Raw genomic sequence first — 26,194 nt, 5'->3', positions numbered from 1 at the left:
ACTTATCTGCACCATATCGCAACAAAACGCTTGCATCAACCGCAACGGCTGACGCAGAATCCAGGCTCCTCAACGGGATTGCCGCCATGCCTCCGATCGCACGTCGCACCATGTTGAAGCTCGTGGCCGGCGCCGGCGCCTGGGCCACCGTGCCGATGGCGCTGGCCGCGCCGGCGCGGACCCAGGGAGCTTCGGCGATGGCGCACGACGCGGTGCTGTCGATCGCCTTCGACCGCCGGCTGCACACCCGCCTGCTCGCCCGCGGCAAGCCGCTGACCCCGTACCAGCCCAGCGAGAGCCTGCTGCTGGCAGATGGGGCGCTCGAGGATTTCGCGCTCACCGCGCAGCGGTCCATGCCGGTCAACGATGCGCGCCACGGCCGCGGCCAGCAGTCGATCGTCACCGGGCGTTCGGCGCAGGGCATCGAGAAGCAGGTGGCGGTGACCTTCTTCGATGCCCTGCCCGGCCTGGCCGTGCTGCAGACCCGCTACCGCAACGATGGCCACAGCGCGCTGGAGATCGCCGGCTGGCGCAACGCCGCGCACGAACTGGCCGACGCGCCGGGCGGGTTCTGGAGCTTCTCCGGCACCACCCACACCGACCGCCGCGACTGGGTCCAGCCGCTGGGCGCCGGCTTCGCCCAGCGCAACACGCTGGCCATGGATTCGTCCGACTACGGCGGCGGCACGCCGGTGGCCAACATCTGGCGCCGCGACGTGGGCCTGGCCGTGGGCCATATGGAACCGGTGCCGCGCCCGCTGGACCTGCCGGTGCGCAAGACCGCCGGCGGCGCCAGCATCGCGGTCGAATCGGCGCAGCCGGCGACGCTGGCGCCGGGCCAGACCCTGGTCACCGAGCGCACCCTGCTGGCGGTGCACCGCGGCGACCATTTCGCGCCGCTGCAGCAGTACCGGCAGTTCATGCAGGCCGAAGGCATCGTCGCGCCGCAGGCGCCGGCGTCGGCGTTCGCGCCGATCTGGTGCGCCTGGGGCTACGAACGCAACTTCAACCTGCGGCAGATCCTGGACACCCTGCCCAAGGCACGCGAACTGGGCTTCGAATGGGCGGTGCTGGACGACGGCTGGCAGACCAACGAAGGCGACTGGCGCATCGACCGGCGCAAGTTCCCGCGCGGCGAGGCGGACATGCGCGAGTTCGTCGCGCAGGTACGCAAGCAGGGCATGCGCCCGCGCCTGTGGCTGGCGCCGCTGGCCGCCGATCCGGGCAGCGACGTGCTGCACGAGCACGTGGACATGCTGCTGCTGGACAAGGACGGCGCGTTCCAGACCGTGACCTGGTGGAACGCGCTGACCCAGTGCCCGGCCTACCAGCCGACGATCGATTTCTACGTGGCGCTGGTGAAGAAGGCGATCGGCGACTGGGGCTTCGAGGGCATCAAGCTCGACGGCCAGCACCTCAACGCGGTGGCGCCGTGCCACAACCCGGCGCACCGCCACGCGCATCCCAGCGATTCGGTGCAGGGCCTGGCCAGGTTCTGGGACGCGATCCATCGCGCCGCGCACGAGGCCAACCCGGACGCGGTGGTGGAGTTGTGCCCCTGCGGCACCGCGTTCGCGTTCCACAACCTGCCGGCCACCGACCAGTACCCGGCGTCCGACCCGCTGTCCTCCTGGCAGGTGCGCAGCAAGGGCAAGAGCATGAAGGCGCTGATCGGCGCGCGCAGCAGCTATGCCGGCGACCATGTGGAACTGGCCGACGGCCATGACGACTTCGCCTCCAGCGTCGGCATCGGCGCGGTGATCTCGTCCAAGTTCACCTGGCCGCGCGACATCGACAATCCGAGCGTGCCGCTGCCGCCGGGCGGCTTCGTGCTGACCGCGCGCAAGGAAGCGCTGTGGCGCAAGTGGGTGGACCTGTACAAGCGGCACATGCTGCCGCAGGGCGACTACCTGGGCGCGCTGTACGACATCGGCTTCGACAAGCCCGAGGCGCACGCGATCGCCAAGGACGGCGCGATGTACTACGGCTTCTACGCCGCGCGCTGGGACGGCCCGCTGCAGCTGCGCGGCCTGGGTGCCGGCCGCTACCGGGTGCGCGACCTGTTCAACGACGTGGACCTGGGCGAAGTGGCCGCCGGCGAGGACACACTGACGCTGGCGTTCGAGCGCTTCGCCCTGCTCCAGGCCACGCCGCTGGGAGCGTCCGCGTGAGCGCTTCCCCGCTCGCGGCCGCTTCGCCGCGGCGCCGTCCGTGGCTGGCGTTCGCGCTGTCCACCGTCGCCCTGTGGGGCGTGTGGGGCGCGCTGTCGCCGCTGTCCGCGCAGCACGGTTTCCCCGATACGCTGGTGTACTGCGTGTGGGCGCTGACGATGATCGTGCCGGCGCTGTACATCCTGTGGCGCGGCGGCTGGGCGCTGGAGCGCTCGCCGCGCGCGGTGATCTACGGGCTGACCATCGGCCTGCTCGGCGCCGGCGGGCAGATGCTGCTGTTCCACACGCTGACCATCGGCCCGGCCTATTTCGTGTTCCCGATCATCTCGCTGTCGCCGGTGGTCACCATCGCGCTGTCGTTCCTGCTGCTGCGCGAACGCACCGGCTGGCTGGGCACGCTGGGCATCGGGCTGGCGCTGGTGGCGCTGCCGCTGCTGGACCTGTCCTTCGGCCGCGGCGCCGGCGAGGGCCTGGGCTGGTTCCTGCAGTCGCTGCTGATCATGCTGGCCTGGGGCGTGCAGGCCTATTTCATGCGCCTGGCCAACCACAGCGTGCGCGCCGAGAGCATCTTCTTCTACATGGCGCTGGGCGCGCTGCTGCTGACCCCGGTGGCGCTGGCGATGACCGACTGGCGGCAACCGGTCAACCTGGGCCTGGACGGGCCGTGGATGACCGCGGCGATCCAGTTGCTCAACGCCATCGGCGCGCTGACCCTGGTGTACGCGTTCCGCCACGGCAAGGCGATCGTGGTCGCGCCGCTGACCAACGCCGGCGCGCCGCTGGTGACCGCGGTGCTGTCGCTGATCTTCGCCAGCGTGGTGCCGGGCCCGCTGAAGATGGCCGGCCTGGCCCTGGCCCTGATCGCCTCGCTGCTGCTGGTGCTCGAACCCGAGCGCGACACCGCCGCCGCCCCCCTCCCCTGACTGGACTCCCCCATGCACGTCCTGCTCGACCTCATCGACCGCCACAAGCGCGGGCACGCCATCGGCGTGACCTCGATCTGCTCGGCGCACCCCCTCGTCATCGAAGCCGGCCTGCGCCATGCCCAGCGCAACGGCCAGGATCTGGTGCTGTTCGAAGCGACCTGCAACCAGGTCAACCAGGACGGCGGCTACACCGGCATGACCCCGCGCGACTTCGCCGGCTTCGTCCACGCCATCGCCGAACGGGTCGGCTTCGACCCGGCGCGCATCGCCCTGGGCGGCGACCACCTCGGGCCGAATCCGTGGACCGCGCTGGACGCCGGCGCGGCGATGGACAAGGCCGAGACCATGGTGGCCGCGTACGTGGCCGCCGGCTTCCGCAAGATCCACCTGGACTGCTCGATGGCCTGCCAGGGCGATCCGCAGCCGTTGCCCGAGGCGGAGATCGTGCGCCGCGCGGTGCGCCTGTGCCAGGCCGCCGAAGCGGCCCACGCGCAGGCCGGCGGCGAGGCGCCGGTGTACGTGATCGGCACCGAGGTGCCGGTGCCCGGCGGCGCCACCGAAACCATCGAAGGCCTGGCGCTGACCACGCCGCAGGCCGCGCTGGCCACCATCGAGGCGCACCGCCAGGCGTTCGCGCAGGCCGGCCTGGCGCAGGCCTGGCAGCGGGTGCTGGCCTCGGTGGTGCAGCCGGGCGTGGAATTCGACCACCACAGCGTGGTCGACTACCGGCCGGACGCGGCGCGCGCGCTGAGCCAGGCGATCGAGCCGGTGCCGGGGATGGTGTTCGAGGCGCATTCCACCGACTACCAGACCCGCGACGCGCTGCGTGCGCTGGTGCGCGACCACTTCGCCATCCTCAAGGTTGGCCCCGGCCTGACCTTCGCGCTGCGCGAGGCGCTGTGGGCGCTGGACGCGATCGAGCGCGAGTGGATCGACGCGCCGCGCCGCGCGCGCCTGCGCGAGGTCACGCTGGAACGCATGCGCGAGCTGCCCGGCCACTGGCAGCGCTACTACCACCGCCAGGGCGATGCGCTGCGCGTGGACCTGCAGTACAGCCTCAGCGACCGCATCCGCTACTACTGGCCCGACCCGGCGATCGAGCAGGCCCGCCAGCGCCTGTTCGACAACCTGCGCGCCGACCCGCCGCCGATCTCCCTGATCAGCCAGTTCCTCCCCCACGCACTGCATGCGCTGCGCAACGGGACCGCGAGCAACGATCCGCAGTCCCTGGCCATGGCGCACATCGGTGCCGCACTCGACGACTACCATCATGCATGCCATCCCCATGACCAGCACTGAGCACCTGGGCGCGAGCGAGGCCGAGCTGATCGCCTCCGGCGCGATCTGGACCGCGCGCGAGATCGAACAGCAGCCGCGCATGCTGCAGCAGACCCACGCGCTGGTGGGCCGGCTGCACGCCGCGATCCAGGCCTTCGCCGCGCCGCTGGCCGGCAATCCCGCCGCCCGGGTGATCCTGACCGGCGCCGGCACGTCGGCCTACATCGGCCAGTGCGTCGCGCCGCTGCTGGACCGCGCGCTGGCCGCGCGCGTGGACGCGGTGCCCACCACCGACATCGTCTGCGCCCCGCAGCTGTACCTGGACCCGCAGCAGCCGCTGCTGCTGGTGTCCTTCGGCCGTTCCGGCAACAGCCCCGAGAGCCTGGCCGCGGTGCGACTGGCCGAATCGCTGGTGCGCGACGTGCGCCACCTGGTGGTGACCTGCAATGCCGACGGCGCGCTGTGCTCGGTGCCGGTCGCCCACGTGATGACCCTGCTGCTGCCGGAGCAGACCCACGACACCAGCTTCGCGATGACCTCCAGCTTCAGCTGCATGCTGTACGCGATCGTCGCCGCGCTGCTGCCGGCCGGCAGCCTGGACCGGCGCATCGGCGCCATCGCCGGCGCCATGGAGCGGGTGATCGAACAGTCGCGCCCGCTGCTGCAGTCGCTGGCGCTGGCGCGCCACGATCGCGTGGTGTACCTGGGCAGCGGCCTGCTGCAGGGCCTGGCGCGCGAGGCGTCGCTGAAGCTGGGCGAGCTCAGCAACGGCGCGGTGGCGACCTGCTTCGACTCGCCGCTGGGATTCCGCCACGGGCCCAAGACCTTCATCACCGCGCGCACGCTGGTGGTGGTGTTCGTGTCCAACGACCCGCTCACCCGCCGCTACGACCGCGACCTGATCGACGAACTGCGCCGCGACGGTTGCGCCGCGCGCATCGTCGAGGTGAGCGCGCAGCCGCGCGCCGAGGCCGGCGCCGACGCCATCGCCGTGCCGGGCATGGCCGACGCGGCGGACCTGGACCTGCTGTGGCCGTACGTGGCCGTGGCGCAGATCTACGCGTTCATGACCTCGCGCGCGCTCGGCGTCAGCCCGGACAATCCCAACCCGGCCGGCACCGTCAACCGCGTCGTGCAGGGCGTGCGCCTGTACGCGCTGGACGCATGAGCGCGCCCGTGTACCTGGGCGTGGACGGCGGCGGCACCAGGACCCGCTTCGCGCTGATCGACGAGGCCGGCCGCCTGCTCGCGCAGGCCCAGCTAGGCACCACCTATCACCCGCACGTGGGCCTGGACGGGGTGCGCGCGATCCTGGCCGATGGCGTGGCGCAGGTGCTGGATGCGGCCGGGCGGCCGCTGCAGGACATCGCCTACGCGTTCTTCGGCCTGCCCGCCTATGGCGAGGACAGCCACGCCACGGCGCAGCTGCAGGCCTATCCGGCGGCGATCCTGGGCCATGCGCGCTATGTCTGCGACAACGACATGGTCTGCGGCTGGGCCGGTTCGCTGGGCTGCGCCGACGGCATCAACATCGTCGCCGGCACCGGCTCGATCGGCTACGGCCAGCGCCGCGGCGCCGCCGCGCGCGCCGGCGGCTGGGGCGAGGCGTTCTCGGACGAAGGCTCGGCCTACTGGATCGCCATGCGCGGGCTCAACGCCTATTCGCGCATGAGCGACGGGCGCCTGCCCAAGGGTCCGCTGCACGCCGTGTTCAACGCGCATTTCGGCCTGGAGCACGACCTGGACATCTGCGCCCACGTCTACGGCGGCCAGACCTATGCGCGCGGCGACCTGGCGCAGCTGTCGCAGCGGGTGGCCGAGGCGGCGCGCGCCGGCGATGCGGCGGCGGTGGCGATCTTCGCCGACGCCGGGCGCGAACTGGCCCAGGTCTGCGACGCGCTGCGCGTGGCGCTGGCGTTCGCGGCGGACGAACCGGTGCCGGTGTCGTACTCCGGCGGCGCGTTCAGCGCCGGCGACCTGCTGCTGGCGCCGTTCCGCAGCGCCTTGCACGCGGCGAGCCCGGCGTTCGAAGTGCGGCCGCCGCTGCATGCGCCGCACTACGGCGCGGCGCTGTACGCGGCGCGGCTGGGCGGCCGCGCGCTGGAGGGCGTGCAGGCACAGGGCGCCTGATCCGCAGGCCGCGTTCGCCCTGCCGCGCCACGCGGCATCCGCGGAACCGCCGGCGACACGCCCGGCCTGCGGCCGCCGACGATGCGGCACCGCCCACCGGCATGCGCCGGCATCGGTGCAACGGTGCAACGGCTGCGCGGTCGCCACCGCTAGGCGTAGGCCACCCAGCCGCGGAACGCCATGCCGGCATAGAACTGGCTGATGCCGCAGAAGCCGGCCTCGCGCAGCAGCGCTTCGTCCTGCTCCGGCGCCAGGATGCTCAGCCGATCGCCGATCGCCGCGCGCGCGGCCTGCGCCTTGTCCGGCTCCACGCCGGAGGCCACCGCGAAGGCGGCATAGCGCGACAGCCAGCGCGCACGCTCGTCTTTGCCCTGCGCGAAGCTGAAATGGGCGACCACGAACGCGGCGCCGGGCCTGAGCCGGCGCCGGACCTCGGCCAGCGTCCGCCGCCGCGCGTCCGGCGCCAGGAAATGCAGGGTCAGCAGGCAGCTGGCCGCATCGTACGGGCCCTGCGCCGCGTCATCGATGTAGCCGCGCTGCAGGCGCACGCGCGGCGCCTGCGGTCCGAGCGTGCGCCGCGCCAGATCCAGCATTTCCGCCGACGGGTCTATGCCGTCGAACGTCCACCCCGGATGGGTGTCGGCGAACAGCTTCAGTTCCAGGCCGCCGCCCGCGCCCAGCACCAGCACCCGCGCGTCTGGCGGCGCCCGTTCGGCGAGCAGGATCGCGCTCATGCGCTGCATGTCGGCGAAGCCCGGCACCAGCCGCGGCGGACCTTCGGTGTAGTGGGCAACGGCCTGCGCATCGGAGAAGTTCATTTCAGCCACCTTAAATGTAACCAATGTAGTTACATGATAGCGCGGATCGCGGCATCGCCGTCGCCGCTGCCTGGACGGCCGCAGGCTGGCCTGCTCCGTGCCAGCAGGGACCTTTGCCACGCCGCGCTCGGCACCGTGGTGCGCCCCCGGCCGCGGCGACAACGAAGGCACTGGCCACGCAGCGTCAGCTGGGCCGGATGGATGCGGCTGCCGTTGCCGCCGACGTTTTCCTCGCCGCTGGCGGCCACGTTCTCGTTCGCGCGTGGTCGTCGGTCGTCGTTGCCCGCAACGCCAGCGCGCCTTGTCGTCGCTGCGCACGACGCGTGCGGCCCACGCCGCCGGTTCCGCGCATCGGCGCGGCGCCGGTAGAATTTCCCGATGACCGTTCCCTTTCCGCCGCAGGCGCTCGACGCGACCGCACTGCTGAAGCAGCGCCTCGGCGGCGACCTGCTCGCCGTGTACCTGTACGGCTCGTTCGTCGACGGCGGGCTGCGTCCGCACAGCGACATCGACCTGCTGGCGATCGCGCGGCGGCCGTTGAGCGAGACCGAGCGCGCCGGCACGATGGCCGCGCTGCTGGCGCTGTCGGCGCCGCCCGGCGACCCGGCGCGGCGCCCGCTGGAACTGACCCTGCTCGTGCTCGCCGACGTGGTGCCGTGGCGGCATCCGGCGCGGCGCGAACTGCAGTTCGGCGAGTGGCTGCGTCCGCAGCTGAGCGCCGGCCAGGTGCCGGCGGCGGAGCGCGATCCGGATCTGGCGTTGCTGCTGACCCAGGCGCGCACGCGCGGCGTGGCGCTCGCCGGCCCTGCGCCGGAACGGCTGCTGCCCGCGGTGCCGGACAGCGACCTGCGCGCGGCGATGGCGGCGATGCTGCCGGAGGTGGCGCAGCACTGGCCGGGCGAAGAGAAGCACGCCCTGCTCACGCTGGCGCGGATGTGGATCACCCTGTGCAGCGGCGACATCGTGCCCAAGGACGTCGCCGCCTCGCGCGTGGGTGCGCAGCTGCCGCCCGAGCACCGCCCGGCGCTGGAACGCGCCCGGCAGGTCCATCTGGGCGCGGCCGGCGACGATTGGCGCGACTGGCAGCCGCAGGTCGGGCGCTGTATCGGATACATGTCGGATACGATGCAGGCGTGGCTGCGGTCGCCGCCGTGACTTCGCGCGAGCGCGCTTCACCCTCGCCCCGTTGCGGCGCCGCCGTCTTCGTCCCCGCGGGCCTGCTCATACGCCCTCATGCGCCTTGCGACGCACCCTGGCGCCGCGCCGCGTCGGCACGTCGGGCGGCGACGTGAAGAGCACGCATACGTCCGATTAACTAAACTTTGCCCTCTGCTTCCAGATATCCCCCGCCATGTCCGTCACCGCCGAACCGATGCTCGGCACGCCCCACGAGCACCCCAGGCCGAACAGCCTGCAGGCGCTGGCCGATGCCGACCAAAGCGTCCTTGATGCCATCCCCGCCGGCATCTACGTCTGCGACGCCGACGGCACGATCCTGCGCTACAACCGCCATGCGGCGCGGCTGTGGGGACGCGAACCGCGGCTGGGCGACGTGCGCGAACGCTACTCCGGCGCCCATACCCTGTTCCTGACCAACGGCGAATGGCTGCCGCACGACCGCACGCCGATGGCCGCCGTGCTGCTGACCGGCGAACCGTGCTACGGCCACGAAGTGGTGATCGCGCGGGAAGACGGTTCGCGCCGCACGCTGCTGCTCGACATCGAGGCGCTGCGCGACAGCCAGGGCCGCATCACCGGTGCGGTCAACTGCTTCCGCGACATCACCGAGCACAAGCATGCCGAGGAGCAGAGCCGCCGCCAGCAGCAGGATCTGGAGGATTTCTTCGACAATTGCGCGGTCGGGCTGCACCTGGTCGCCGGCGACGGGACCATCGTGCGCGCCAATCAGGCCGAGCTGGAGCTGCTGGGCTACAGCGCCGAGGAGTACATCGGGCGCTCGATCACCGACTTCCATGTCGACCAGGACGTGATCCAGCAGATCCTGCAGGATCTGCTCGCGGGCAAGAAGGTCGACAAGCGCGCCGCGCGCCTGCGCGCGCGCGACGGCTCGATCCGGCACGTGCAGATCACCTCCAACTCGCGCTACGCCAACGGCCAGTTCGTCAACACCCGGTGCTTCACCGTCGACGTGACCGAGCAGCACATCGCCAACGAGGCGCTGCGCGAGCGCGAGCACCAGCTGCGGCAGATCCTCAACGCGCTGCCGGCGGCGATCTACATGACCGACGCCCAGGGCAGGATCACCTTCTTCAACGAGGCGGCGATCGATTTCTCCGGCCGCCGCCCGGTGCTGGGCAGCGACGAGTGGTGCGTGACCTGGCGCCTGTACGAAGCCGACGGCACGCCGCTGCCGCACGACCAGTGCCCGATGGCGGTGGCGCTGCGGGAACAGCGCGAGATCCGCGGCGTGGAGGCGATCGCCGAGCGCCCGGACGGCACCCGGGTGCCGTTCATGCCCTTCCCGACGCCGCTGCGCGACGAGAGCGGCACGGTCATCGGCGCGGTCAACATGCTGGTCGACATCACCACCCGCAAGCGCGCCGAAGAGGAGCAGCAGGCGCTGATCCACGAGCTCAACCACCGGGTCAAGAACAGCCTGGCATCGGTGCAGTCGATCGCCTTCCAGACCTTCCGCGCCTCGCCGGCGCCGGAGGAGTTCATGGCCAAGTTCCAGGGGCGCCTGCTCGCGCTGAGCAAGGCGCACGACCTGCTGACCCGGCGCAGCTGGACCGGCCTGCGGATCGACGAACTGCTGGAGACCGAATTGCGGCCCTATGCGGTCTCCGGGCACGAACGGATCCACCGGGGCGGGCCCGACGTGTTGCTGTCGCCACGCATCGCCCTGGCGCTGTGCATGGTCCTGCACGAACTGGCGGCCAACGCGGCCAAGCACGGCGCGCTGTCGTGCGAGACGGGGCATGTGGAACTGCAGTGGTCGGCCGACGCGTCCTCGTTCGAGCTTTCCTGGCACGAGCGCGGCGGCCCGGCGGTGGCGGCGCCGGCCACGCGCGGCTTCGGCACCCGTTTCATCGACCGCTGCGTGGCCAGGGAACTGGGCGGCGACGTGCATCTGAGCTTCGAGCCCGGCGGCATGCGCTGCCGCATGCACTTCTCGCTCGACTGAGGCCGCCGATGCAACCGAGCGCAAGCCTGCGCGTGCTGATCGTCGAGGACGAGAGCCTGGTGGCGATGATGATCGAGGACATCCTGACCTTCCAGGGCCTGGACGTGGTCGCCAACGTCGCCTCGGTGCCCGCGGCGCTGCACGCGGTCGAACAGGGCGGATTCGACATCGCCCTGCTCGACGTCAACATCGCCGGGCAGCAGGTGTTTCCGGTCGCCGATGCGGTGCTCGGCCGCGGCCTGCCGCTGGTGTTCGCCACCGGCTACGGCCTGCAGGGCATCCGCGAGGACCTGCGCCACCTGCCGGTGGTCGCCAAGCCGTTCTCCCCGGACCACTTGGTCCGCTGCCTGCGCGCGGCGGCCGCCCAGCACGCCCGGCCGGCCGCAGGGGACGTCCCGGTCTGATCGGCGGCCGGTCGAACACCGCGCCGCCCGCCAGCGTTGCGGCATGGGTGCCTGCCGCGCCGCTGCCGCCGCGGCTGTTTGCGCGGCTATCCGGTGGCCCCGGCGCGCGTTGCTCGGCCGGTGCCACGTGGCGCCTCACAGCACGATCCCGCTCGCCGGCGGCGGGCCGGCGCTCACTCGCCGCGGTATTGCTCGTCCGACACCTGCTCCAGCCACTGCACCGGCGATCCGTCCAGCGACTCGGCGATCGCGATGTGGGTCATCGCCACCTGCGCGGTGGCGCCATGCCAGTGCTTCACGCCCGGCGGGATCCACACGATGTCGCCGGGCCGGAGCTCCTTCGCCGGCTTGCCCCATTCCTGCACGCGGCCGACGCCGGCGGTGACGATCAGGGTCTGGCCGAGCGGGTGGGTGTGCCAGGCGGTGCGCGCGCCGGGCTCGAAGCTGACGGTGGCGCCGCCGACCCGCGCCGGGGCGTCGGCCTGGAACGGCGCGTCGATGCGCACGCCGCCGGTGAAGTAGTCGGACGGGCCCTTCGCCGAGGCGGACGCACCGGCCCGGGTCACCTTGATCGGCTTGCCTTCCGCCTCCGGCACGGCGGTGGCCATCATCGACAAGGACATCGCGGTGGCGAACAGGTTCATGGGGATCTCCTTGCTGTGTGTGTAGCCCGACTCTAGGCGCGCCCGCGCGTGGCCACCAGCCGCTGCGACCGCATGCCGCCATAAACCCCGCTCATCAATCGCCGCACGCCTTGCAGTGGAAGGCGATGCGGGTGATCGCCCCAGGTTGGCCGGACGCGTTGCGTCGCCATGGTTCAGGCCCACGCAGGCCATCCCGGCGCGGACACGTCCCGCCGGCGGCCCAGGCGCGCCAGGTCCAAGCGCTGGCGGCCGCATGCGCCGGGCGACCGACCCGCTGCGGCCGCGCTCACATGTCCGGCCATCGCCTGCCGATGCGGCGGCCTCGCCGCGGTGGCCGATAGGCGCACAGGAACAGTGCCACCGCGCCTTCGACATGGGCCGTGCGCGCAGCCGAGGTCGCGAACGGCTCGCCGATCAGCAGCGCGCGCGCCATCGGCGCGCCGGCGACCAGGCCGAAGAACTGCTGCGAGGCGCGCGCCGGATCCGCAACGGCGAGCGCTTCGCGCGCCGCCTCGCGCACGAGCAGCGCCTGCATCGCCCGGTCGTAGCGCGCGAAGCACAGGTCCCAGTACAGGTCGGAAGGCTGCACGGGAAACTGCCTGGACAACGCGAGCATGCGGTGGACGCCGCGTAGCGCAGGCGCGGTGGCGACGGACAGGATCGCATCGGCGACCGCGGCCAGGCGTTCCGGCAGCGCGCCGCGCAGCGTCGGCAGCCGCGTCCATGGATCCGGCGCCTCGCCGAGCAGCTCGTCCAGCGCGGCGCGGAACAGCCGTTCCTTGTTGCCGAAGTACGCGTACACGGTGGCCTTGGACGCGTCCGCGCACGCGGCGATCGCGTCCATGTTGACCCTGTCGAAGCCCTGTTCGGAAAACAGGCGCCGCGCGGCGTCCAGGATCGCGCGCCGCTTGCCCTGGCTTGCGTCGCCGCCGCCGCCGACCCGGCGCCGCGCGCCGCACGACCGTTCGCCCCGGCCGGCGGCTAGCCGCACCACGTCGCCGCCTCGTCCGGCGCAGCGGCGCCCGTGGTGCATCGGCGTCCGCCGCCAGCGGCCCTGCGCAGTTGCAGCGCGGAGCGATCGCCGCCGACGGCGAAGGCCGGCAGCGGCCGTGCCCCATCGGCGCACCCTGCGCGCGCGCGACCCATCTCAGGCGCCGGGCGCAGCCGAAGCCGCCGGCGGCGCGGTGGGCCGGCCGCCGCGCTTGAACAGGCCGGACACCAGGACGAAGAACAGCGGCACGAAGAAGATCGCCAGGATCGTGCCCGAGAGCATGCCACCGATCACCGCGGTACCCAGCGCATGCTGCGCGCCGGCACCGGCGCCGCTGCCCAGCACCAGCGGCACCACGCCGAGGATGAACGCCAGCGAGGTCATCAGGATCGGCCGCAGGCGCATGCGCGCCGCTTCCAGCGCCGACTCCACCAGGCTCTTGCCGCCCTCGTGCAGCTCCTTGGCGAATTCCACGATCAGGATCGCGTTCTTGCAGGCCAGGCCGATCGTGGTCAGCAGGCCGACCTGGAAGTACACATCGTTCATCTTCCAGGTAAGGATCGCGCCGAGCAGCGCGCCGAACACGCCCAGCGGCACCACCAGGATCACCGCGAACGGGATCGCCCAGCTTTCGTACAGCGCGGCCAGGCACAGGAACACGATCAGGATCGACAGGCCGTACAGCAAGCCGGTCTGCCCGCTCGACGCCTTCTCCTGCCGCGACAGCCCGGTCCACTCGTAGCCGATGCCCGGCGGCAGCTTGGCCGCCGCGGCCTCGACGATGGCCAGCGCCTGTCCGCTGGAGGCCGCGCCCGGCATCGCCATGCCCAGGATCTCCACCGACGGCACGCTGTTGTAGCGCTCCAGCCGCGGTGAGCCGGTGGTCCAGCTGGCGGTGGCGAAGGAACTGAAGGCGACCATCGTGCCGGCGCCGTTGCGCACGTACCAGCGGTCGATGTCCTCCGGCAGCATGCGGTACGGCGCATCGGCCTGCAGCATCACCTTCTTGACCCGGCCCTTGTCGATGAAATCGTTGACGTAGGTGCTGCCCCAGGCGCTGGAGAAGGTGCCGTTGATGTCGGCGATCGACAGGCCCAGCGTCTGCGCCTTGTGCGCATCGATCTCCAGCTTGAACTCCGGCGTGTCCTCCTGCCCGTTCGGGCGCACCGCGACCAGCCGCTTGTCCTGCGACAGTTCGGCCAGCAACTGGTTTCGTGCCTGCATCAGCGCGGCGTGGCCGAGATTGGCGCGGTCCTGCAGCATCAGGTCGAAACCGGTGGCGTTGCCCAGCTCGGACACCGCTGGCGGCGCGAACGCGAACACCCTGGCGTCACGGATGCCGGCGAAGAACGCGCCCGCCTTCCCCGCCACCTCGGTCACGCTCTGGCCCTTGCCGGTGCGCTCGTCCCACGGCCGCAGCTTGACGAAGGCGAAGCCCACGTTCTGCCCGCTGCCGGCAAAACTGAAACCGGACACGGCGAAGATGCCGGCGACCGAGTCCTTCTGCTCCACAAGGAAGTGCTGCTCGACCTGGCGGATCACCGCGTCGGTGCGCGCCGCGGTGGCGCCCGGCGGCAATTGCACCAGCGCGAACAGCGTGCCCTGGTCCTCGTCCGGCAGGAAGCCGACCGGCAGTTTCATGAAGCCGAACACCACCAGCGCCAGCAGCACCGCATAGGCGAGCATGTAGCGCCAGCCCTTGCCCAGCATGTGCCGCACGATGCCCTGGTAGCGGCCGTTGCCGCGGTCGAACACGCGGTTGAACCAACCGAAGAAGCCGGTGGTGGCCATGCCGTGCTGCCTGGCCGGCTTGAGCAAGGTGGCGCACAGCGCCGGGGTCAGCACCATCGCCACCAGCACCGACAGCGTCATCGCCGCGACGATGGTGATCGAGAACTGGCGGTAGATCACGCCGGTGGAGCCGCCGAAGAACGCCATCGGCACGAACACCGCGGCCAGCACCAGGGCCACGCCGACCAGCGCGCCGGTGATCTGGCCCATCGACTTGCGCGTGGCTTCCTTGGGCGGCAACTGCTCCTCGTTCATCACCCGCTCGACGTTCTCCACCACCACGATCGCGTCGTCCACCAGCAGGCCGATCGCCAGCACCATCGCGAACATGGTCAGCGTGTTGATGGTGAAGCCGAACGCGGCCAGCACACCGAACGTGCCCAACAGCACCACCGGCACGGCGATGGTCGGGATCAGGGTGGCGCGGAAGTTCTGCAGGAACAGGTACATCACCAGGAACACCAGCACCACCGCCTCGACCAGGGTGCGCACCACCTCTTCGATCGAGATGCGCACGAACGGCGTGGTGTCGTACGGCTTCTGCACCTTCATGCCGGGCGGGAAGAACTTCTCCTGCTCGGCCATGCTGGCGTCGATCGCCTTGACCGTGTCCAGCGCGTTGGCGCCGGTGGCGAGCTTGATCGCCAGGCCGGCGGCCGGCTTGCCGTTGTAGCGGCCGACGGTATTGTAGCTCTCGCTGCCCAGCTCGATGCGGGCCACGTCGCGCAGCCGCACCTGCGAACCGTCGGACTGCGTGCGCAGCAGGATGTCCTGGAACTGCGCGGCGGTCTTCAGCCGCGTCTGCGCGGTGATGGTGGCGTTGAGCTGCTGGTTGGCGGCGGCCGGCAGCGCGCCGAGCTGGCCGGCGGAAACCTGCGCGTTCTGCGCCTGGATCGCGGTCCTCACGTCCAGCGGGGTCAGGCTGAAGTTGCTCAGCTTGTTGGGGTCCAGCCAGATCCGCATCGAATACTGCGAGCCGAACAGCGTGGTATCGCCCACGCCCTCGACGCGGCTGATCGCCTCCTGCACGTTGGCGGCCACGTAGTCGGACAGGTCCGAGTCGCTCATGCTGCCGTCTTCGGAGGTGAAGGCCAGCACGTTGAGGAAGTTGGTCGCCGACTTGGTCACGGTGACGCCCTGCTGCTGCACTTCCTGCGGCAGCAACGGCGTGGCCAGCGACAGCTTGTTCTGCACCTGCACCTGCGCGGTGTCCGGGTCGGTGCCGTTGTCGAAGGTCAGGGTGATGGTGACCTGGCCGCTGGACTCGCTGGTGGAGGCCATGTAGCTGAGGTGGTCCAGCCCCTTCATCTTCTGCTCGATGACCTGGGTGACGGTGTCCTCGAGGGTCTTGGCCGAGGCGCCGGGGTAGTTGGCGGTGATCGCCACGGCGGGCGGCGCGATGCTCGGGTACTGGGCGATGGGCAGGGTGGCGACGGACAGGATGCCGGCCAGCATCACGATGATGGCCAGTACCCAGGCGAAGATCGGGCGATCGATGAAGAAGCGTGCCATGTCGGTCTACGGCCTCAGTTCGCCGCGCGCGGCGCGGGGTTCGCGGCAGCAGGCGCGGCCGGCGCCGCCTTGGGCTGCCACGGCACGGTCTTGACCGCCACGCCCGGCCGCGCCCGCGACAGGCCCTCCACCACCAGCTGTTCGCCCGGCTTCAGCCCGCTGCGCACCAGCCACTGGTCGCCGATCGCGCGATCGGTCTCCAGCACGCGCAGCTGCAGCTTATGGTCGCTGCCGACCACGTACGCGGTGGGTTTGCCGGCGCCGTTGCGCGACACCGCCTGCTGCGGCACCAGCAGGCCCTGGTCCTGCACCCCCTCCTGCAGCACCGCGCGCACGTACATGCCGGGCAGCAGCTCCGCGTTCGGGTTGGGGAACACCGCGCGCAGGGTGATCGAGCCGGTGTCCTGGTCGACGGTGACGTCGGAGAACTCCAGCCGCCCCGGCAACGGATACGGACTGCCGTCCTCCAGCAGCAGCGACACCCTGGCCGCCGTCGCGTCGGCCTTCTCCAGTTCGCCGCTGGCCATCGCCTGCCTGAGCCGCAGCAGCGAGGCGCTGGGCTGGGTGACGTCGACGTAGATCGGGTCCAGCTGCTGGATGGTGGCCAGCGCCGCGGTCTGGCTGGCGGTGACCAGCGCACCGGCGGTGACGCTGGACTTGCCGATGCGCCCGGAGATCGGCGCGTCGACGCGCGCATAGGCCAGGTTGATGCGCGCGCTCTCCACATTGGCCTTGGCCGCGGCGACGTCCGCTTCGGCCTGCCCCAGCGCCGCGTCGGCATCGTCGCTGTCCTGCCGGCTGATCGCAGACACCTTCACCAGCGCCCGGTAACGATCGGCCTTCAGCCGCGCGGTGCGCAGCGTCGCCTGGGCCCGGCCGAGCGCGGCCACGTTGCTGTCGTAGCTGGCGCGATAGCTGGCCGGATCGATCTGGTACAGCGTCTGACCGGCCTTGACCTCGCCGCCCTCGCGGAACTTGCGCACCTGGATGATGCCGTTCACCTGCGGCCGCACGTCGGCGATCAGGTACGGCAGGGTGCGCCCCGGCAACTCGGTGGTCAGCGCCACCGGACGCGCAGCGACGGTGAGCACGCCCATCTCCGGCGTCCCCTCCTCCGGCGGCGGGCCGCCCGGGGGCGAACCGCACGCGCTCAGCAGCAGGGAGGCCGCCACGGCCAGGGCCAGCGATAGACGAGAGGACAGGACAGGACGCACGTGGGGAATCTCCGGCAGCGACGCGGACAGGATGGGAAAGATAAACGGTACGGTTCGGTATACTAATCATGCGATCCGGTGCCGTCAATCATTTCTGCCCTCCCGGTATACTTAAGCGCCACTCCTTGATGGCCGAGCGATGCGCGTCAGGACAGAAGCCAAGCGGGACGCGATCGTCGAAGCGGCGGCGGCGGTGTTCTTGGAAGCCGGATTCGAGGGCGCCTCGATGACCCAGATCGCCAGCCGCGCCGGCAGCTCCAAGCGCACCCTGTACGGCTACTTCCCGTCCAAGGAGGAGCTGTTCGTGGCGGTGGCGCACAGCGTGGCCGAGCAGTACATGGAACCGCTGCTGGCCGCGTTGATGCAGAGCCGGGACGACCTCCCGACCGCGCTGCAGCGCCTGGGCGAGAGTGCGCTGGCGTTCCTGTGCTCGGAGCAGTCGGTGCAGGTCTGGCAGACCATCATCGGCGTATCGGGCCGCTCCGACATCGGCCTGCTGTTCTTCCGAAGCGGCCCGGACGAAGGCATGAGCCGCCTGGGCATGTTCCTGCAGCAGCAGATGGACCTGGGCCTGCTGCGCCGCGCCGACCCGATCGTGGCCGCCCGGCACCTGGCCGGGCTGCTCGAGGCGGAGACGCTGATGCCCTGCCTGTTCGGCGCGCTGAAGAATCCGTCGCCGGACTACCTGTGCGAGGCGACGCAGCGCGCGCTGCAGGTCTTCCTGTCCGGATACGCGCCGCTGCCGGTCGCCAGCTAGCGAAACGGATACCCGATCCGGTACCGGCGCGTGCGGCGAGCGTCCGCGCCAGCCGCACCGACCGGCACCGTTCTCGAATGCCTATCGGGTGAGCACCGAGGCGGCCGATGCCATGGCGCGCACGGAGGACGACGAGACCGCCGTTCGATGCCGTTGTGCAACCCGGCGACGGCCCGCGCGGCAGCCGACACGTCCCGTGCATACGGCACCGGGCGCCCGCGATTCGTGCCATGCCGCACGCGGTCCGCAACGGCGTGGCCTGTCGCCGCTCGGCTTCGCGTTTGCATCTGCATGCAGGCGGACGCTCAGCCGCACCGCCGCAGCCGTCGCAGCCGTCGCAGCCGTCGCCACCATCCAAAGGGAGTCATGCCATGCATACCAGGCCGATAACGCTGTGCGCGATCCTGTTCGCCTGTTCGGTCCATGCCGGACCCGCCATGGCGGCGGGAACCGCAGTGACCTGCGAACCCGGTTCTGAGAGCGTGTGCGACGAATGGTGTACGCACGCAGGGGGAGGCATGTCCAGCAACCCGGACGGTTCGGTCACCTGCACGGTAATGGAGAGCGCCAGGCTGAAGAAGGCGCTCGCTACGCCGATCGCGCCCTCGCGGCGCAACAAGATGAGCGCGGCGCTGGAGAACCTGGAGTGCCGCTGCAAGGCCGCTGCCACTCCCCCGGCCACCGGGCGCGCCGGGCCATCCAAGCGATCAGGCGACAAGTGAGCCGGCGGCGAATGAGCACGAACGCACCGGCCGCGCCAGCGCGTCGTCGCTTCGGCGTTCGCGCGCAGCGCAGTTCGCAGGTGCGGCTGCAGGGACTTGGCGGCGACTGGCGAGGGAGCCAACTTGACTGAGGAAAAGCCTTCAGGGCCCGCTGCCGCCAAGGCCTGGGGATTCAGAGGGTCGCCGATCCGGCGCAGCGCGCGCACAGGCCATGCACTTCCAGCGTCTGCGCCTGCGGCTGGAAGCCCAGCGCCTTGGCGCGCTGCTCCAGTTGCGCGACCACGTCGCGGTCCTCGAGTTCGACCGCGCTGTGGCAGCGGTCGCAGATCAGGAACGGCACCGAGTGCTGGGCGCTGCTGGGATGGTGGCAGGCGACGAAGGCGTTGACCGACTCGAGCTTGTGCACGAAGCCGTTGGCCATCAGGAAGTCCAGCGCGCGGTACACGGTGGGCGGGGCATCGGCGCCCACGCCCTTGCCTTCGCGCACCCATTCCAGCAGCTCGTAGGCCTTCACCGGGCGCCCGGCCTCGGCGATCAGCCGCAGCAGGTTGGCGCGGATCGGGGTCAGCCGCAGGCCGCGCTCGCGGCTCACCCGCTCCACCACCTGCACGAAGGCGTCGGCGTCGTGGACGTGGTGGTGCGGCTCGGTGCAGGCGGTCTTCTTGCTGGACATGGGACTCTCCGGGGAAATCAGCTTCCCGCTGGGATCTTGATGAGCGCGGCGTCGATGCGTTTCAAGGCCTGCTCGCGGCCGGCCAGGTAGACCGTGTACGAGATGTCCGGGCTGACCTGGGTGCCGGTGATGGCCACGCGCAGCGGCTGCGCCACCTTGCCCATGCCGATCTCCAGCGCGGCGGCGGCGTCGTGCAGCGCCGCCGACACTGCCTCCACGGTCCACTCCCCGGCCGCCGCCAGCAGCTCGCGCGCCTTGCCCAGCGCCAGTTCCGCGCCCGGCTTGAGGTGCTTGGCCACCGCCGCCTCGTCGTAGCTTTCCAGCGGCCGGTACCAGACCACGGCCTTCTCGGCCATCTCCTTCAGGGTCTGCACGCGCTCGCGCAGGGCCACCACCACGTCGACCGGCGCCGGGCCGGCGGCCGGGTCGATGCCGAGCCGGGCCAGCTGGTATTCCAGCTGCGGGGCGATCGTGGCCGGATCGTCGGTCTTCAGGTAGTGCTGGTTGACCCAGCCGAGCTTGGCCATGTCCAGGCGCGCGGCCTTGGAGTTCACGTCGGTGACCGAGAACAGCTCGATCAGCTCCTGGCGGCTGAAGATCTCCTGGTCGCCGTGCGACCAGCCCAGCCGCGCCAGGTAGTTGATCAGCGCGTGCGGCAGGTAGCCGGCGTCCCTGTACTGCATCACGTCGGCCGCGCCGGTGCGCTTGGACAGCTTGGCGCCCTGCTCGTCCAGGATCATCGGCATGTGCGCGAACTTCGGCACCGGCGCGCCGAGCGCTTCGTAGATGTTGATCTGGCGCGGGGTGTTGTTGATGTGGTCGTCGCCGCGGATCACCTCGGTGATGCCCATGTCCCAGTCGTCCACCACCACCGCGAAGTTGTAGGTGGGATAGCCGTCGGGGCGGAAGATCACCATGTCGTCGAGTTCGCTGTTGGCGATCTCGATGCGGCCCTTGATCAGGTCGTCGAACACCACGCTGCCGCCGATGGGGTTCTTGAAGCGGATCACCCGGTTGGGGTCGTCGCGGTACGGCAGGTGTTGCTCGCGCGCGGCGCCGTTGTAGCGCGGCTTCTCCTGTCTGGCCATCGCCGCCTCGCGCATCGCCTCGAGCTCTTCCTTCGACTCGTAGGCGTAGTAGGCCTTGCCGGCGGCGAGCAGCTGCTCGGCCACCTCGCGGTAGCGGTCCAGGCGCTGGGTCTGGTAGATGGGGCCTTCCTGGTAGTCCAGGCCCAGCCACGCCATCGCCTCGAGGATGGCGTCGATGGCCGCCTGGGTGCTGCGCTCGCGGTCGGTGTCTTCGATGCGCAGCACGAACTGCCCGCCGCGATGGCGCGCCTCCAGCCAGCAGTACAGCGCGGTGCGCGCGCCGCCGATGTGCAGGTAGCCGGTGGGACTGGGGGCGAAACGGGTGCGGCAGGTCATGGAACGCTCGGAGCAAAACGGGAATCGGGCGATTTTACCCTGCCGGGCGTACCGCTGCCCGACGCCGGGACGGCGTCGGAATTGGCGCTGTGGGGGCGCTTTCCATTGTGGGAGCGACTTCAGTCGCGACAGGCGTTACCGGTCATGCCCGTCCGACTGAAGTCGCTCCCACAACGGATCCCTCGACGGCCGTGACCTGCGCTAGCGCAGCAGATCGCCGTGAACGACACATTCGCCGTCGCTGCGCGCCGGCCCCGGCGCGTCGTACAGCACCAGCCAGCCGGGCTGCGCGCCGGCCAACCCCGAGGGCAGGCTGCACAGCGCTTCGGCGCGGTCGCAGTCCTCGCCGTGCGGCAGCGCGAGCGAGGCTTCGATGTCGGTATGGAAGCGCACCGGTTCGCGGTTGCCGGCCAGCAGCGGCATCGCGCCGGGCCACTTGAACAGGCGGATCTCGCCGTTGAGCACCATCGTCGGGCCCGCGAGCAGGTACAGGTCGTCGCCGCGCACGTGCAGGTCGCGCACGCCCAGCCCGCCCAGCTGCAGGAAATGCTTGCGCAACAGGGTGCCGTCCGCATCCAGCGGCGCCAGCCGCAGATGTCCGTCGTGCGCCTGCACGGCGATCTCGAGCAACGCCGACCAGCCGCGCAGCACCGGCCCGCGCAGGCCGAGCAGCAGGCGCTCGCCCTGCACCGCCATGCCCTCGATGTCGAAGCCGTTATCCTTGCCGGGGATGTCCAGGAACGGCGCGAAGTGCGGGTCGTCGGCCAGCAGCCGGGTCAGCTGGTTGTGCCGGGCGCCGCCCTTGAGCGCCAGCGCACGGCGCCCGTCGCGGGCTTCGCGCACCGGCTGCGGCACGCCTTGCGCATCGCGCTGCAGCGGCAGGCAGGCCAGCAGCCGGCGGTTCTCGTCGAGCTTGACCTTGGCCAGGCGTTCGCCGTTCTCGGCGTGGCTGCGGCCGGGCTTGGCGTTCTTGCGCTTGAGCCCGTGCGAACCGACCACCCACAGGAACCCGTCGGCCACCGCCATGCCTTCCAGGTCGGCCTCCTCGCCGGCCTCGCCCGGCAGGTCGAGCAGTTCGGCCAGCGCGAAGCTGCGTCCGGCACCGAAGCGCAAGGTCTCCGACCCCAGCGGCTCGAGCCGGCGCAGGCGTTCGATGGCGCAGGCCTCGTCGCCGGCCACCCACAGCCAGTCGTCGGTGAACGCGGCGCCGGACAGGTTGGCATGCACCAGCGCGCCGGGCGCGAATTCGAGGCGGACGGCGTGCGGCAGGCGGGTGGTCGGCATGGGCGGATGAACATCGGTGGGAACGGGGGCACAGCAGAACGCATCGTACGTGTGCGCGGCGTGTCGCGCTGGCGATCGCGCATGGCGGCAGCAAGCGAGACCACCGAGGGCCGCTTGCGGCGCGCCGCACCGCGGTGTGCGCTAGGCGAAGCCGTTCAGTGCGGCGCGGGCGATGGCCGGGGCGAGCTGGCCGCGCCAGTCGCGGTCGTTGGCGACCTGCGCCTGCGCGCGGCTGGCCTCGAACGCGGCGAAGTCCAGCTCGGCGATCGCCCACACCTGCTCGCCACGGGTCTGCGCGAGCATGCCGTCGGCCGGGAAGCCGGCGTCCATCGGCGCATAGATCGCGGCCTCGCCGGTGTTCACGTCCAGCGCCGGACTCCATTCGGCCAGCCCGGCGGTCACCGACTGGGCCACGAAGATGCGGTTCTCCAGCGCGCGCGCCAGGCAGCCGACGCGCACCCGGGTGGCGCCGGCCTCGGTGTCGGTGCAGCTGGGCACCAGCAGCAGCCGCGCGCCGGCCTCGTACTGCGCGCGCACCGGCAGCGGGAATTCGCTGTCGTAGCAGACCGCCACGCCGGCGCGCACGCCGTCGGCGTCGAACACCTTCAGCGCGTCGCCGCCGTCGATGATCCCGGTCGTCTTCTCGAATCCGGTGAGCTGCAGCTTGTCCTGCCAGCCATGGCGGCCGTCGGGGTCGAACCAGTACGCGCGGTTGCGGTAGCGGCCCTCGCCGGTGGCCAGCAGGAAGCTGCCGGCCAGCAGATGCAGCCGGTGCTGCCGGGCAAGGCGTGCGAACAGCTCCAGGTACTGCGGATGCAGGGCCTGCGTGGCGGCCAGCGACGCGGCGAGATCGGCTGCGACCGCGGGCGCGAACGTGGCCGCCAGTTCCAGCGACAGGTACTCCGGCAGCACCGCCAGCTGCGCGCCGGCCTGCGCCGCCGCGCCGACCAGCGCGGCCTGCTTGTCGGCGAAGGCGGCGAAATCGGCCGGGGCGCCGACCGGATACTTGGCGACGGCGATCTTCATGCGGCGGGCTCCAGCGGACGGGTCCAGAAGGTCAAGGTGTGCATGATTTCGCCGCGTTCAAGCTCGTCCCAGGCCAGTTGCATGCGCAGCGAGGGTTGCCGGACGTAACCGCGCTTGTGCCAGAACGCGTCGTTGCCGCGGTAGCCGGGGGGACGGCGCGGATCGTCCACCGCGCGGTCCACCGCGCAGAACGCGGTGAGGCGGAACCGGCCGAGCGCGCGCGCGTGCGCCTCGCGGTGGTCGAAGAACGCATGGCCGGCACCGCGGCCGCGGTAGGCGGGCAGCAGCACCGATTCGCCGAAATAGAACACGTCCTGCACCGCGACCGGCCCTTGGGTGAACGCCGCGCCGAACGCATCGGCATCGTCGGCCAGCGGCAGCCCGGTGGAGGCGCCGACCACCCGTTCGCCGTCGCGCGCCAGCACGAACACGCTGTCGGGCGAGGCGGCGTAGGCGGACAGGTAGTCGCGCTCGTAGGCTAGGTCACCCGCGTACAGATAGGGCCAGTCGCGGAACACCGCGATGCGCAGCCGCGCGACATCGTCCAGGAACGGGGCGATCTGCGTGCCGCGCAGGCGCTGGATGGGGAGCGGAGAGTCCATCCGTGAACTCTACCGCAGGCGTTTCCCTGGCGCTGCCGGCTTGGCGATGCCCTGATCGGTGTTGCTCCTGGCGCCGTCCCTGGCGGCGGGCGTCCTGCCCGGTACTGCGTCCTGCGGCCGCGTCCATGGCCGCGACTGTGTTGCGCGATAACGCTTGCCGGCCTATCCACGCGTGTCGCCATGCATGGCGGTGGCATCCCTGCCCGGTGTTGCGTCCTGCGCGGGCGTCATGGCCGCGGCTACGTTATGCGCTAGCGCTTGCGGCCCATCCACGCATGTCGCCATCCATGGCGTAGGCATCCTTGCCCGGCATCGCGTCCTGCGGCAGCGTCCATGCCCGCGATGCCTTGTTGCGACGGCGGGCAGCACGCACGCCGCAAGCAAAACGGCGTTTTCGCCAGCGCCGTCACGCGCTCATCGCCACCAGCGGCACAGCAGCGCCGCCTGCGCCGGCAGCACCAGCAGCCGCGCGCGGCCGTGCGCTTCCCAGGTCACGAATCCGGGTCCGTGCGCGGGCTGCCCGCCCTGCCCGGCCGGCACCCAGGCCGAATCGCGGCGCAGGGCGCGCCACGCGCAGTAGCGCCAGGGCTCGGCCTCCCCGGGCAAGGCGGCGCGAGCCTGCAGCGCCGCCGCCAGGAACGCCAGGCCGTGCGCGGCCAGCGCCTCGCGACTGCGCTCGCTCAGCTGCAGCCACAACGCGCCGCCGCGGTCGGCGGCGGTGACCAGCGCCGCCTGCACGCTGCGCGCCAGCGCCGCGCCGGCATTGCCGCGGTGCAGGCCGCGGGTCTCCAGGGCGTCGGGCAGCAGGGCCTGGACGCGCCTATGCAGATGGATGTGCGCCGACATGCCGTCGTCCTCGTCGGATGCCAGCTCAGCGCAAGGCCGCGCCGAGTTCGTACCAGTCGATCTTGCGGGTGATCCACATGATCGCGGCGAGGATGCCGAACAGCAGCAGCGAGCCCATCAGCAAGGCGCTGTCCTCGGAGGCCAGCAAGCCGTACAGCGCGCCGTACAGCAGGGTGAGCATGCTGGCGAAGCCGGCGGCACGGCCGCGGCTGCGCAACACCCCGGCCAGATAGAAGAACTGCAGGCCGATGCAGGCCACCGCCGAGATCAGGTACGCCTGCCAGAACGCTATGTGCTCGGACAGGCTGAGCAGCAGCAGGAAGAAGATCGCCAGCGCCAGGCCCACCAGCAGGTACTGCAGCGGATGGATCGGCAGGCGCTTGATCAGTTCGAACAGGCCGAAGGCGACGAAGGTCAGCACCACGAACAGGATGCCGTACTTGCTGGCGCGATCGGCCTGGGTGTAGACGTCGACTGGATCGACCAGGTCCACGCGCAAGGCATCGACCTCGCTGCTGCCGGTCGCCAGCTGCGACTGTGCGCCGGTGGCCAGCGACGACAGCGCCCAGCTGGCCTGGAAACCCTGCGGGCCGAAGCGGCGCTCGTTGGGCAGGAAGCGGCCGCCGAACAGCGGGTGCGGCCACGGCGAGGTCAAAGCGATCTGGTTGTCGTCGCCGACCGGCACGATCGACAGCGCCTGGGTGCCGTCGAGCACGAATTCCATTTCCACGCCGTGCACGTCGGTAAGCCGGCCCTGGCCGCTGTCGGCCAGCGCCGGCAGCACCGCATGCACGCCCTTGGAGACCCCCTCCATCGCCAGCGAGCCCGGCTGCAGCCCCAGCGCCTTGCCGTCGATGCGCAGGTTGGGCGTGCCGACCAGGCCGCGCACGTCCTCGATGCCGAGCACCAGGTAGGGCTGGCCGTAGGTGCGGCCCTCGACCGCCTCGTAGTCGAGGTCGTCGAACTGCGCCTTGAGCCGCGCGTGCAGGCTGTATACCTGCACCTTGAACAGGCCGATGCTGCGCTGCGACGGCTTCATCTCGCCGGTGATCGACAGGTGCCGCGGGGTCTGCAGGTCGTAGCCGGTTTCCGTCTCGCGCTTGACGATGCGCTTGCCGTCGGCGTCGACCACCGCGACGTCGCGCACCTGCGACCAGGGCAGCACGCGCACCGGGCCGAGCAGGCGCTGCTCGCCGGCCTTGCTCTGCGACACGCGCTCGACCGCCTCGTCGCGATAGCGCTCGCGGCCGCTGATGGTGCCGCGGATCATCAACAGCGGGATCAGCAGCAACAGGATCAACCCGCCGATGGTGGCGAATCGCAGGACAAGCTTCAGGGATTTCATCGACGGTCCTCGGTGTTGGAGGACGCCAGGGTGCCGCGGCCGCGTGTGCGGGGTTTGAGGCGAGTTTGAAGCGAGTGTGAAGTGGGCGGCGCGCGTTCGAAGAACGGCTTGCATGCCGACGCCGATCCTGGGCGGGCTGAGCGTGGCCAGGCACTCCACGCGCTACTGGTCCGCACATGCGGCCGAAAGCGGCACCGCGTCGAAGCGCCGCGGTTGCGGCTGATGCCGGCGCGTTCGCGGTCAATGCGTCGGGGCTGAAGCCCCTCCCACAGTGCACCCATCAGGCACCAATGCTTCCTGCGGAGCGGCTTCAGCCACGCGCGCGCTTCAAGGAACTCGTCGCTGCCGGCGATCTGTCGGGGCTGAAGCCCCTCCTACAGGGTTCCAGCCAACCCCACGCAAGCCCGCTTTAGCCCGCTTTTGCGGCTTCAGCCGCGACGAACGCAGCGGCAGGCTTTCCGACACCGGCACGTCGTCGGGGCTCGAGCCCC

General features: G+C 71.1%; 22 protein-coding genes. 10 read left to right on the top strand and 12 right to left on the bottom strand.

Annotation, left to right across the window (positions count from 1 at the left end; translation table 11 throughout):
- Nucleotides 1–110 precede the first annotated feature (110 nt).
- The 5 genes from JR065_RS14315 to JR065_RS14295 are packed head-to-tail and all read left to right on the top strand — an operon-like array spanning nt 111 to nt 6,505.
- On the top strand, nt 111–2,171 hold the full coding sequence (locus JR065_RS14315; protein WP_241093629.1) for a glycoside hydrolase family 36 protein: 2,061 nt from the start codon (nt 111–113) through the stop codon (nt 2,169–2,171).
- Nucleotides 2,168–3,094, top strand: a complete 927-nt coding sequence (locus JR065_RS14310; protein ID WP_206234938.1) for an EamA family transporter — start codon at nt 2,168–2,170, stop codon at nt 3,092–3,094. Before JR065_RS14315 ends, JR065_RS14310 begins: the two co-directional genes overlap by 4 nt.
- 12 nt (nt 3,095–3,106) lie before the next feature.
- Nucleotides 3,107–4,396: a D-tagatose-bisphosphate aldolase, class II, non-catalytic subunit gene (locus tag JR065_RS14305; RefSeq protein WP_206234936.1), complete on the top strand. Its 1,290-nt coding sequence runs from the start codon at nt 3,107–3,109 to the stop codon at nt 4,394–4,396.
- On the top strand, nt 4,383–5,543 hold the full coding sequence (locus tag JR065_RS14300; protein WP_206234935.1) for an SIS domain-containing protein: 1,161 nt from the start codon (nt 4,383–4,385) through the stop codon (nt 5,541–5,543). Before JR065_RS14305 ends, JR065_RS14300 begins: the two co-directional genes overlap by 14 nt.
- Nucleotides 5,540–6,505, top strand: coding sequence for an N-acetylglucosamine kinase (locus JR065_RS14295; RefSeq protein WP_206234933.1), 966 nt, complete (start codon nt 5,540–5,542; stop codon nt 6,503–6,505). Before JR065_RS14300 ends, JR065_RS14295 begins: the two co-directional genes overlap by 4 nt.
- A 149-nt stretch (nt 6,506–6,654) precedes the next feature.
- On the opposite strand, the gene JR065_RS14290 is transcribed toward JR065_RS14295, so the two are convergent.
- Nucleotides 6,655–7,323: a class I SAM-dependent methyltransferase gene (locus JR065_RS14290; protein WP_241093628.1), complete on the bottom strand. Its 669-nt coding sequence runs from the start codon at nt 7,321–7,323 to the stop codon at nt 6,655–6,657.
- A 378-nt stretch (nt 7,324–7,701) separates the two neighbouring features.
- Here JR065_RS14290 and JR065_RS14285 point away from each other — a divergent pair, with 378 nt between their 5' ends.
- The 3 genes from JR065_RS14285 (at nt 7,702) to JR065_RS14275 (ending at nt 10,872) form a co-directional block, all read left to right on the top strand.
- Nucleotides 7,702–8,478 (top strand): aminoglycoside adenylyltransferase family protein, encoded by a 777-nt coding sequence (locus JR065_RS14285; protein ID WP_206234932.1) that lies wholly within the window; start codon nt 7,702–7,704, stop codon nt 8,476–8,478.
- A gap of 196 nt (nt 8,479–8,674) precedes the next feature.
- Complete coding sequence (locus JR065_RS14280) at nt 8,675–10,468, top strand: sensor histidine kinase (protein WP_206234931.1); 1,794 nt, start codon at nt 8,675–8,677, stop codon at nt 10,466–10,468.
- Nucleotides 10,469–10,476: 8 nt separating this feature from the next.
- Nucleotides 10,477–10,872, top strand: coding sequence for a response regulator (locus JR065_RS14275; RefSeq protein WP_206234930.1), 396 nt, complete (start codon nt 10,477–10,479; stop codon nt 10,870–10,872).
- 173 nt (nt 10,873–11,045) lie between these two features.
- On the opposite strand, the gene JR065_RS14270 is transcribed toward JR065_RS14275, so the two are convergent.
- From JR065_RS14270 to JR065_RS14255, 4 genes are all read right to left on the bottom strand, one after another.
- The gene (locus JR065_RS14270) at nt 11,046–11,516 is read right to left on the bottom strand and encodes a (R)-mandelonitrile lyase (RefSeq protein WP_206234928.1); all 471 of its coding nucleotides are present in this window, start codon (nt 11,514–11,516) and stop codon (nt 11,046–11,048) included.
- 286 nt (nt 11,517–11,802) lie between these two features.
- Entirely contained in the window at nt 11,803–12,510 is a 708-nt protein-coding gene (locus tag JR065_RS14265) for a TetR family transcriptional regulator (RefSeq protein WP_206234927.1), read from the bottom strand.
- Between the two features lie 153 nt (nt 12,511–12,663).
- On the bottom strand, nt 12,664–15,810 hold the full coding sequence (locus JR065_RS14260; protein WP_206234926.1) for an efflux RND transporter permease subunit: 3,147 nt from the start codon (nt 15,808–15,810) through the stop codon (nt 12,664–12,666).
- Between the two features lie 14 nt (nt 15,811–15,824).
- Nucleotides 15,825–17,024, bottom strand: a complete 1,200-nt coding sequence (locus tag JR065_RS14255) for an efflux RND transporter periplasmic adaptor subunit (RefSeq protein ID WP_206234925.1) — start codon at nt 17,022–17,024, stop codon at nt 15,825–15,827.
- A gap of 139 nt (nt 17,025–17,163) precedes the next feature.
- On the opposite strand from JR065_RS14255, the gene JR065_RS14250 reads away from it, so the two are divergent.
- A complete protein-coding gene (locus tag JR065_RS14250) occupies nt 17,164–17,781 on the top strand; it encodes a TetR/AcrR family transcriptional regulator (protein WP_206234924.1) in 618 nt (205 codons plus the stop codon).
- Nucleotides 17,782–18,299: 518 nt separating this feature from the next.
- A complete protein-coding gene (locus tag JR065_RS14245) occupies nt 18,300–18,503 on the top strand; it encodes a hypothetical protein (protein WP_206234923.1) in 204 nt (67 codons plus the stop codon).
- A 172-nt stretch (nt 18,504–18,675) separates the two neighbouring features.
- Here the strand turns inward: JR065_RS14245 and JR065_RS14240 are convergent, their stop codons facing one another.
- The 7 genes from JR065_RS14240 to creD all read right to left on the bottom strand — a co-directional run bounded on the left by JR065_RS14240 (nt 18,676) and on the right by creD (nt 25,703).
- The gene (locus JR065_RS14240) at nt 18,676–19,176 is read right to left on the bottom strand and encodes a transcriptional repressor (RefSeq protein WP_206234921.1); all 501 of its coding nucleotides are present in this window, start codon (nt 19,174–19,176) and stop codon (nt 18,676–18,678) included.
- Nucleotides 19,177–19,193: 17 nt separating this feature from the next.
- Nucleotides 19,194–20,600 carry a glutamate--tRNA ligase gene (gltX, locus tag JR065_RS14235; RefSeq protein WP_206234920.1) on the bottom strand — a complete coding sequence of 469 codons (1,407 nt, stop codon included), beginning with the start codon at nt 20,598–20,600 and terminating at the stop codon, nt 19,194–19,196.
- 201 nt (nt 20,601–20,801) lie between these two features.
- Entirely contained in the window at nt 20,802–21,884 is a 1,083-nt protein-coding gene (locus JR065_RS14230) for a DUF3616 domain-containing protein (protein WP_206234919.1), read from the bottom strand.
- Between the two features lie 141 nt (nt 21,885–22,025).
- A complete protein-coding gene (locus JR065_RS14225) occupies nt 22,026–22,910 on the bottom strand; it encodes a carbon-nitrogen hydrolase family protein (RefSeq protein ID WP_206234917.1) in 885 nt (294 codons plus the stop codon).
- Nucleotides 22,907–23,512, bottom strand: coding sequence for a GNAT family N-acetyltransferase (locus JR065_RS14220; protein WP_206234916.1), 606 nt, complete (start codon nt 23,510–23,512; stop codon nt 22,907–22,909). The genes JR065_RS14225 and JR065_RS14220 overlap by 4 nt, the downstream gene beginning before the upstream one ends.
- A gap of 414 nt (nt 23,513–23,926) precedes the next feature.
- Entirely contained in the window at nt 23,927–24,358 is a 432-nt protein-coding gene (locus tag JR065_RS14215; protein WP_206234915.1) for a hypothetical protein, read from the bottom strand.
- 25 nt (nt 24,359–24,383) lie between these two features.
- Nucleotides 24,384–25,703 (bottom strand): cell envelope integrity protein CreD, encoded by a 1,320-nt coding sequence (gene creD / locus JR065_RS14210; protein WP_206234914.1) that lies wholly within the window; start codon nt 25,701–25,703, stop codon nt 24,384–24,386.
- Between the last annotated feature and the right edge of the window lie 491 nt (nt 25,704–26,194).

Source organism: Xanthomonas sp. (assembly GCF_017163755.1).
Classification (GTDB): Bacteria; Pseudomonadota; Gammaproteobacteria; order Xanthomonadales; family Xanthomonadaceae; genus Xanthomonas_A.
Note: the sequence above shows the minus strand (reverse complement) of the source record. Positions and strands in the feature narration are given on the sequence as shown.

Coding starts and splice junctions, on each gene's coding strand:
- JR065_RS14280 (WP_206234931.1), top strand. CDS start 8,675: ATGTCCGTCACCGCCGAACCGATGCTCGGCACGCCCCACGAGCACCCC.
- JR065_RS14315 (WP_241093629.1), top strand. CDS start 111: ATGTTGAAGCTCGTGGCCGGCGCCGGCGCCTGGGCCACCGTGCCGATG.
- JR065_RS14285 (WP_206234932.1), top strand. CDS start 7,702: ATGACCGTTCCCTTTCCGCCGCAGGCGCTCGACGCGACCGCACTGCTG.
- JR065_RS14260 (WP_206234926.1), bottom strand. CDS start 15,810: ATGGCACGCTTCTTCATCGATCGCCCGATCTTCGCCTGGGTACTGGCC.
- gltX (WP_206234920.1), bottom strand. CDS start 20,600: ATGACCTGCCGCACCCGTTTCGCCCCCAGTCCCACCGGCTACCTGCAC.
- JR065_RS14275 (WP_206234930.1), top strand. CDS start 10,477: ATGCAACCGAGCGCAAGCCTGCGCGTGCTGATCGTCGAGGACGAGAGC.
- JR065_RS14290 (WP_241093628.1), bottom strand. CDS start 7,323: ATGAACTTCTCCGATGCGCAGGCCGTTGCCCACTACACCGAAGGTCCG.
- JR065_RS14305 (WP_206234936.1), top strand. CDS start 3,107: ATGCACGTCCTGCTCGACCTCATCGACCGCCACAAGCGCGGGCACGCC.
- JR065_RS14230 (WP_206234919.1), bottom strand. CDS start 21,884: ATGCCGACCACCCGCCTGCCGCACGCCGTCCGCCTCGAATTCGCGCCC.
- JR065_RS14240 (WP_206234921.1), bottom strand. CDS start 19,176: ATGTCCAGCAAGAAGACCGCCTGCACCGAGCCGCACCACCACGTCCAC.
- JR065_RS14300 (WP_206234935.1), top strand. CDS start 4,383: ATGACCAGCACTGAGCACCTGGGCGCGAGCGAGGCCGAGCTGATCGCC.
- JR065_RS14245 (WP_206234923.1), top strand. CDS start 18,300: ATGTCCAGCAACCCGGACGGTTCGGTCACCTGCACGGTAATGGAGAGC.
- JR065_RS14295 (WP_206234933.1), top strand. CDS start 5,540: ATGAGCGCGCCCGTGTACCTGGGCGTGGACGGCGGCGGCACCAGGACC.
- JR065_RS14215 (WP_206234915.1), bottom strand. CDS start 24,358: ATGTCGGCGCACATCCATCTGCATAGGCGCGTCCAGGCCCTGCTGCCC.
- creD (WP_206234914.1), bottom strand. CDS start 25,703: ATGAAATCCCTGAAGCTTGTCCTGCGATTCGCCACCATCGGCGGGTTG.
- JR065_RS14220 (WP_206234916.1), bottom strand. CDS start 23,512: ATGGACTCTCCGCTCCCCATCCAGCGCCTGCGCGGCACGCAGATCGCC.
- JR065_RS14250 (WP_206234924.1), top strand. CDS start 17,164: ATGCGCGTCAGGACAGAAGCCAAGCGGGACGCGATCGTCGAAGCGGCG.
- JR065_RS14225 (WP_206234917.1), bottom strand. CDS start 22,910: ATGAAGATCGCCGTCGCCAAGTATCCGGTCGGCGCCCCGGCCGATTTC.
- JR065_RS14270 (WP_206234928.1), bottom strand. CDS start 11,516: ATGAACCTGTTCGCCACCGCGATGTCCTTGTCGATGATGGCCACCGCC.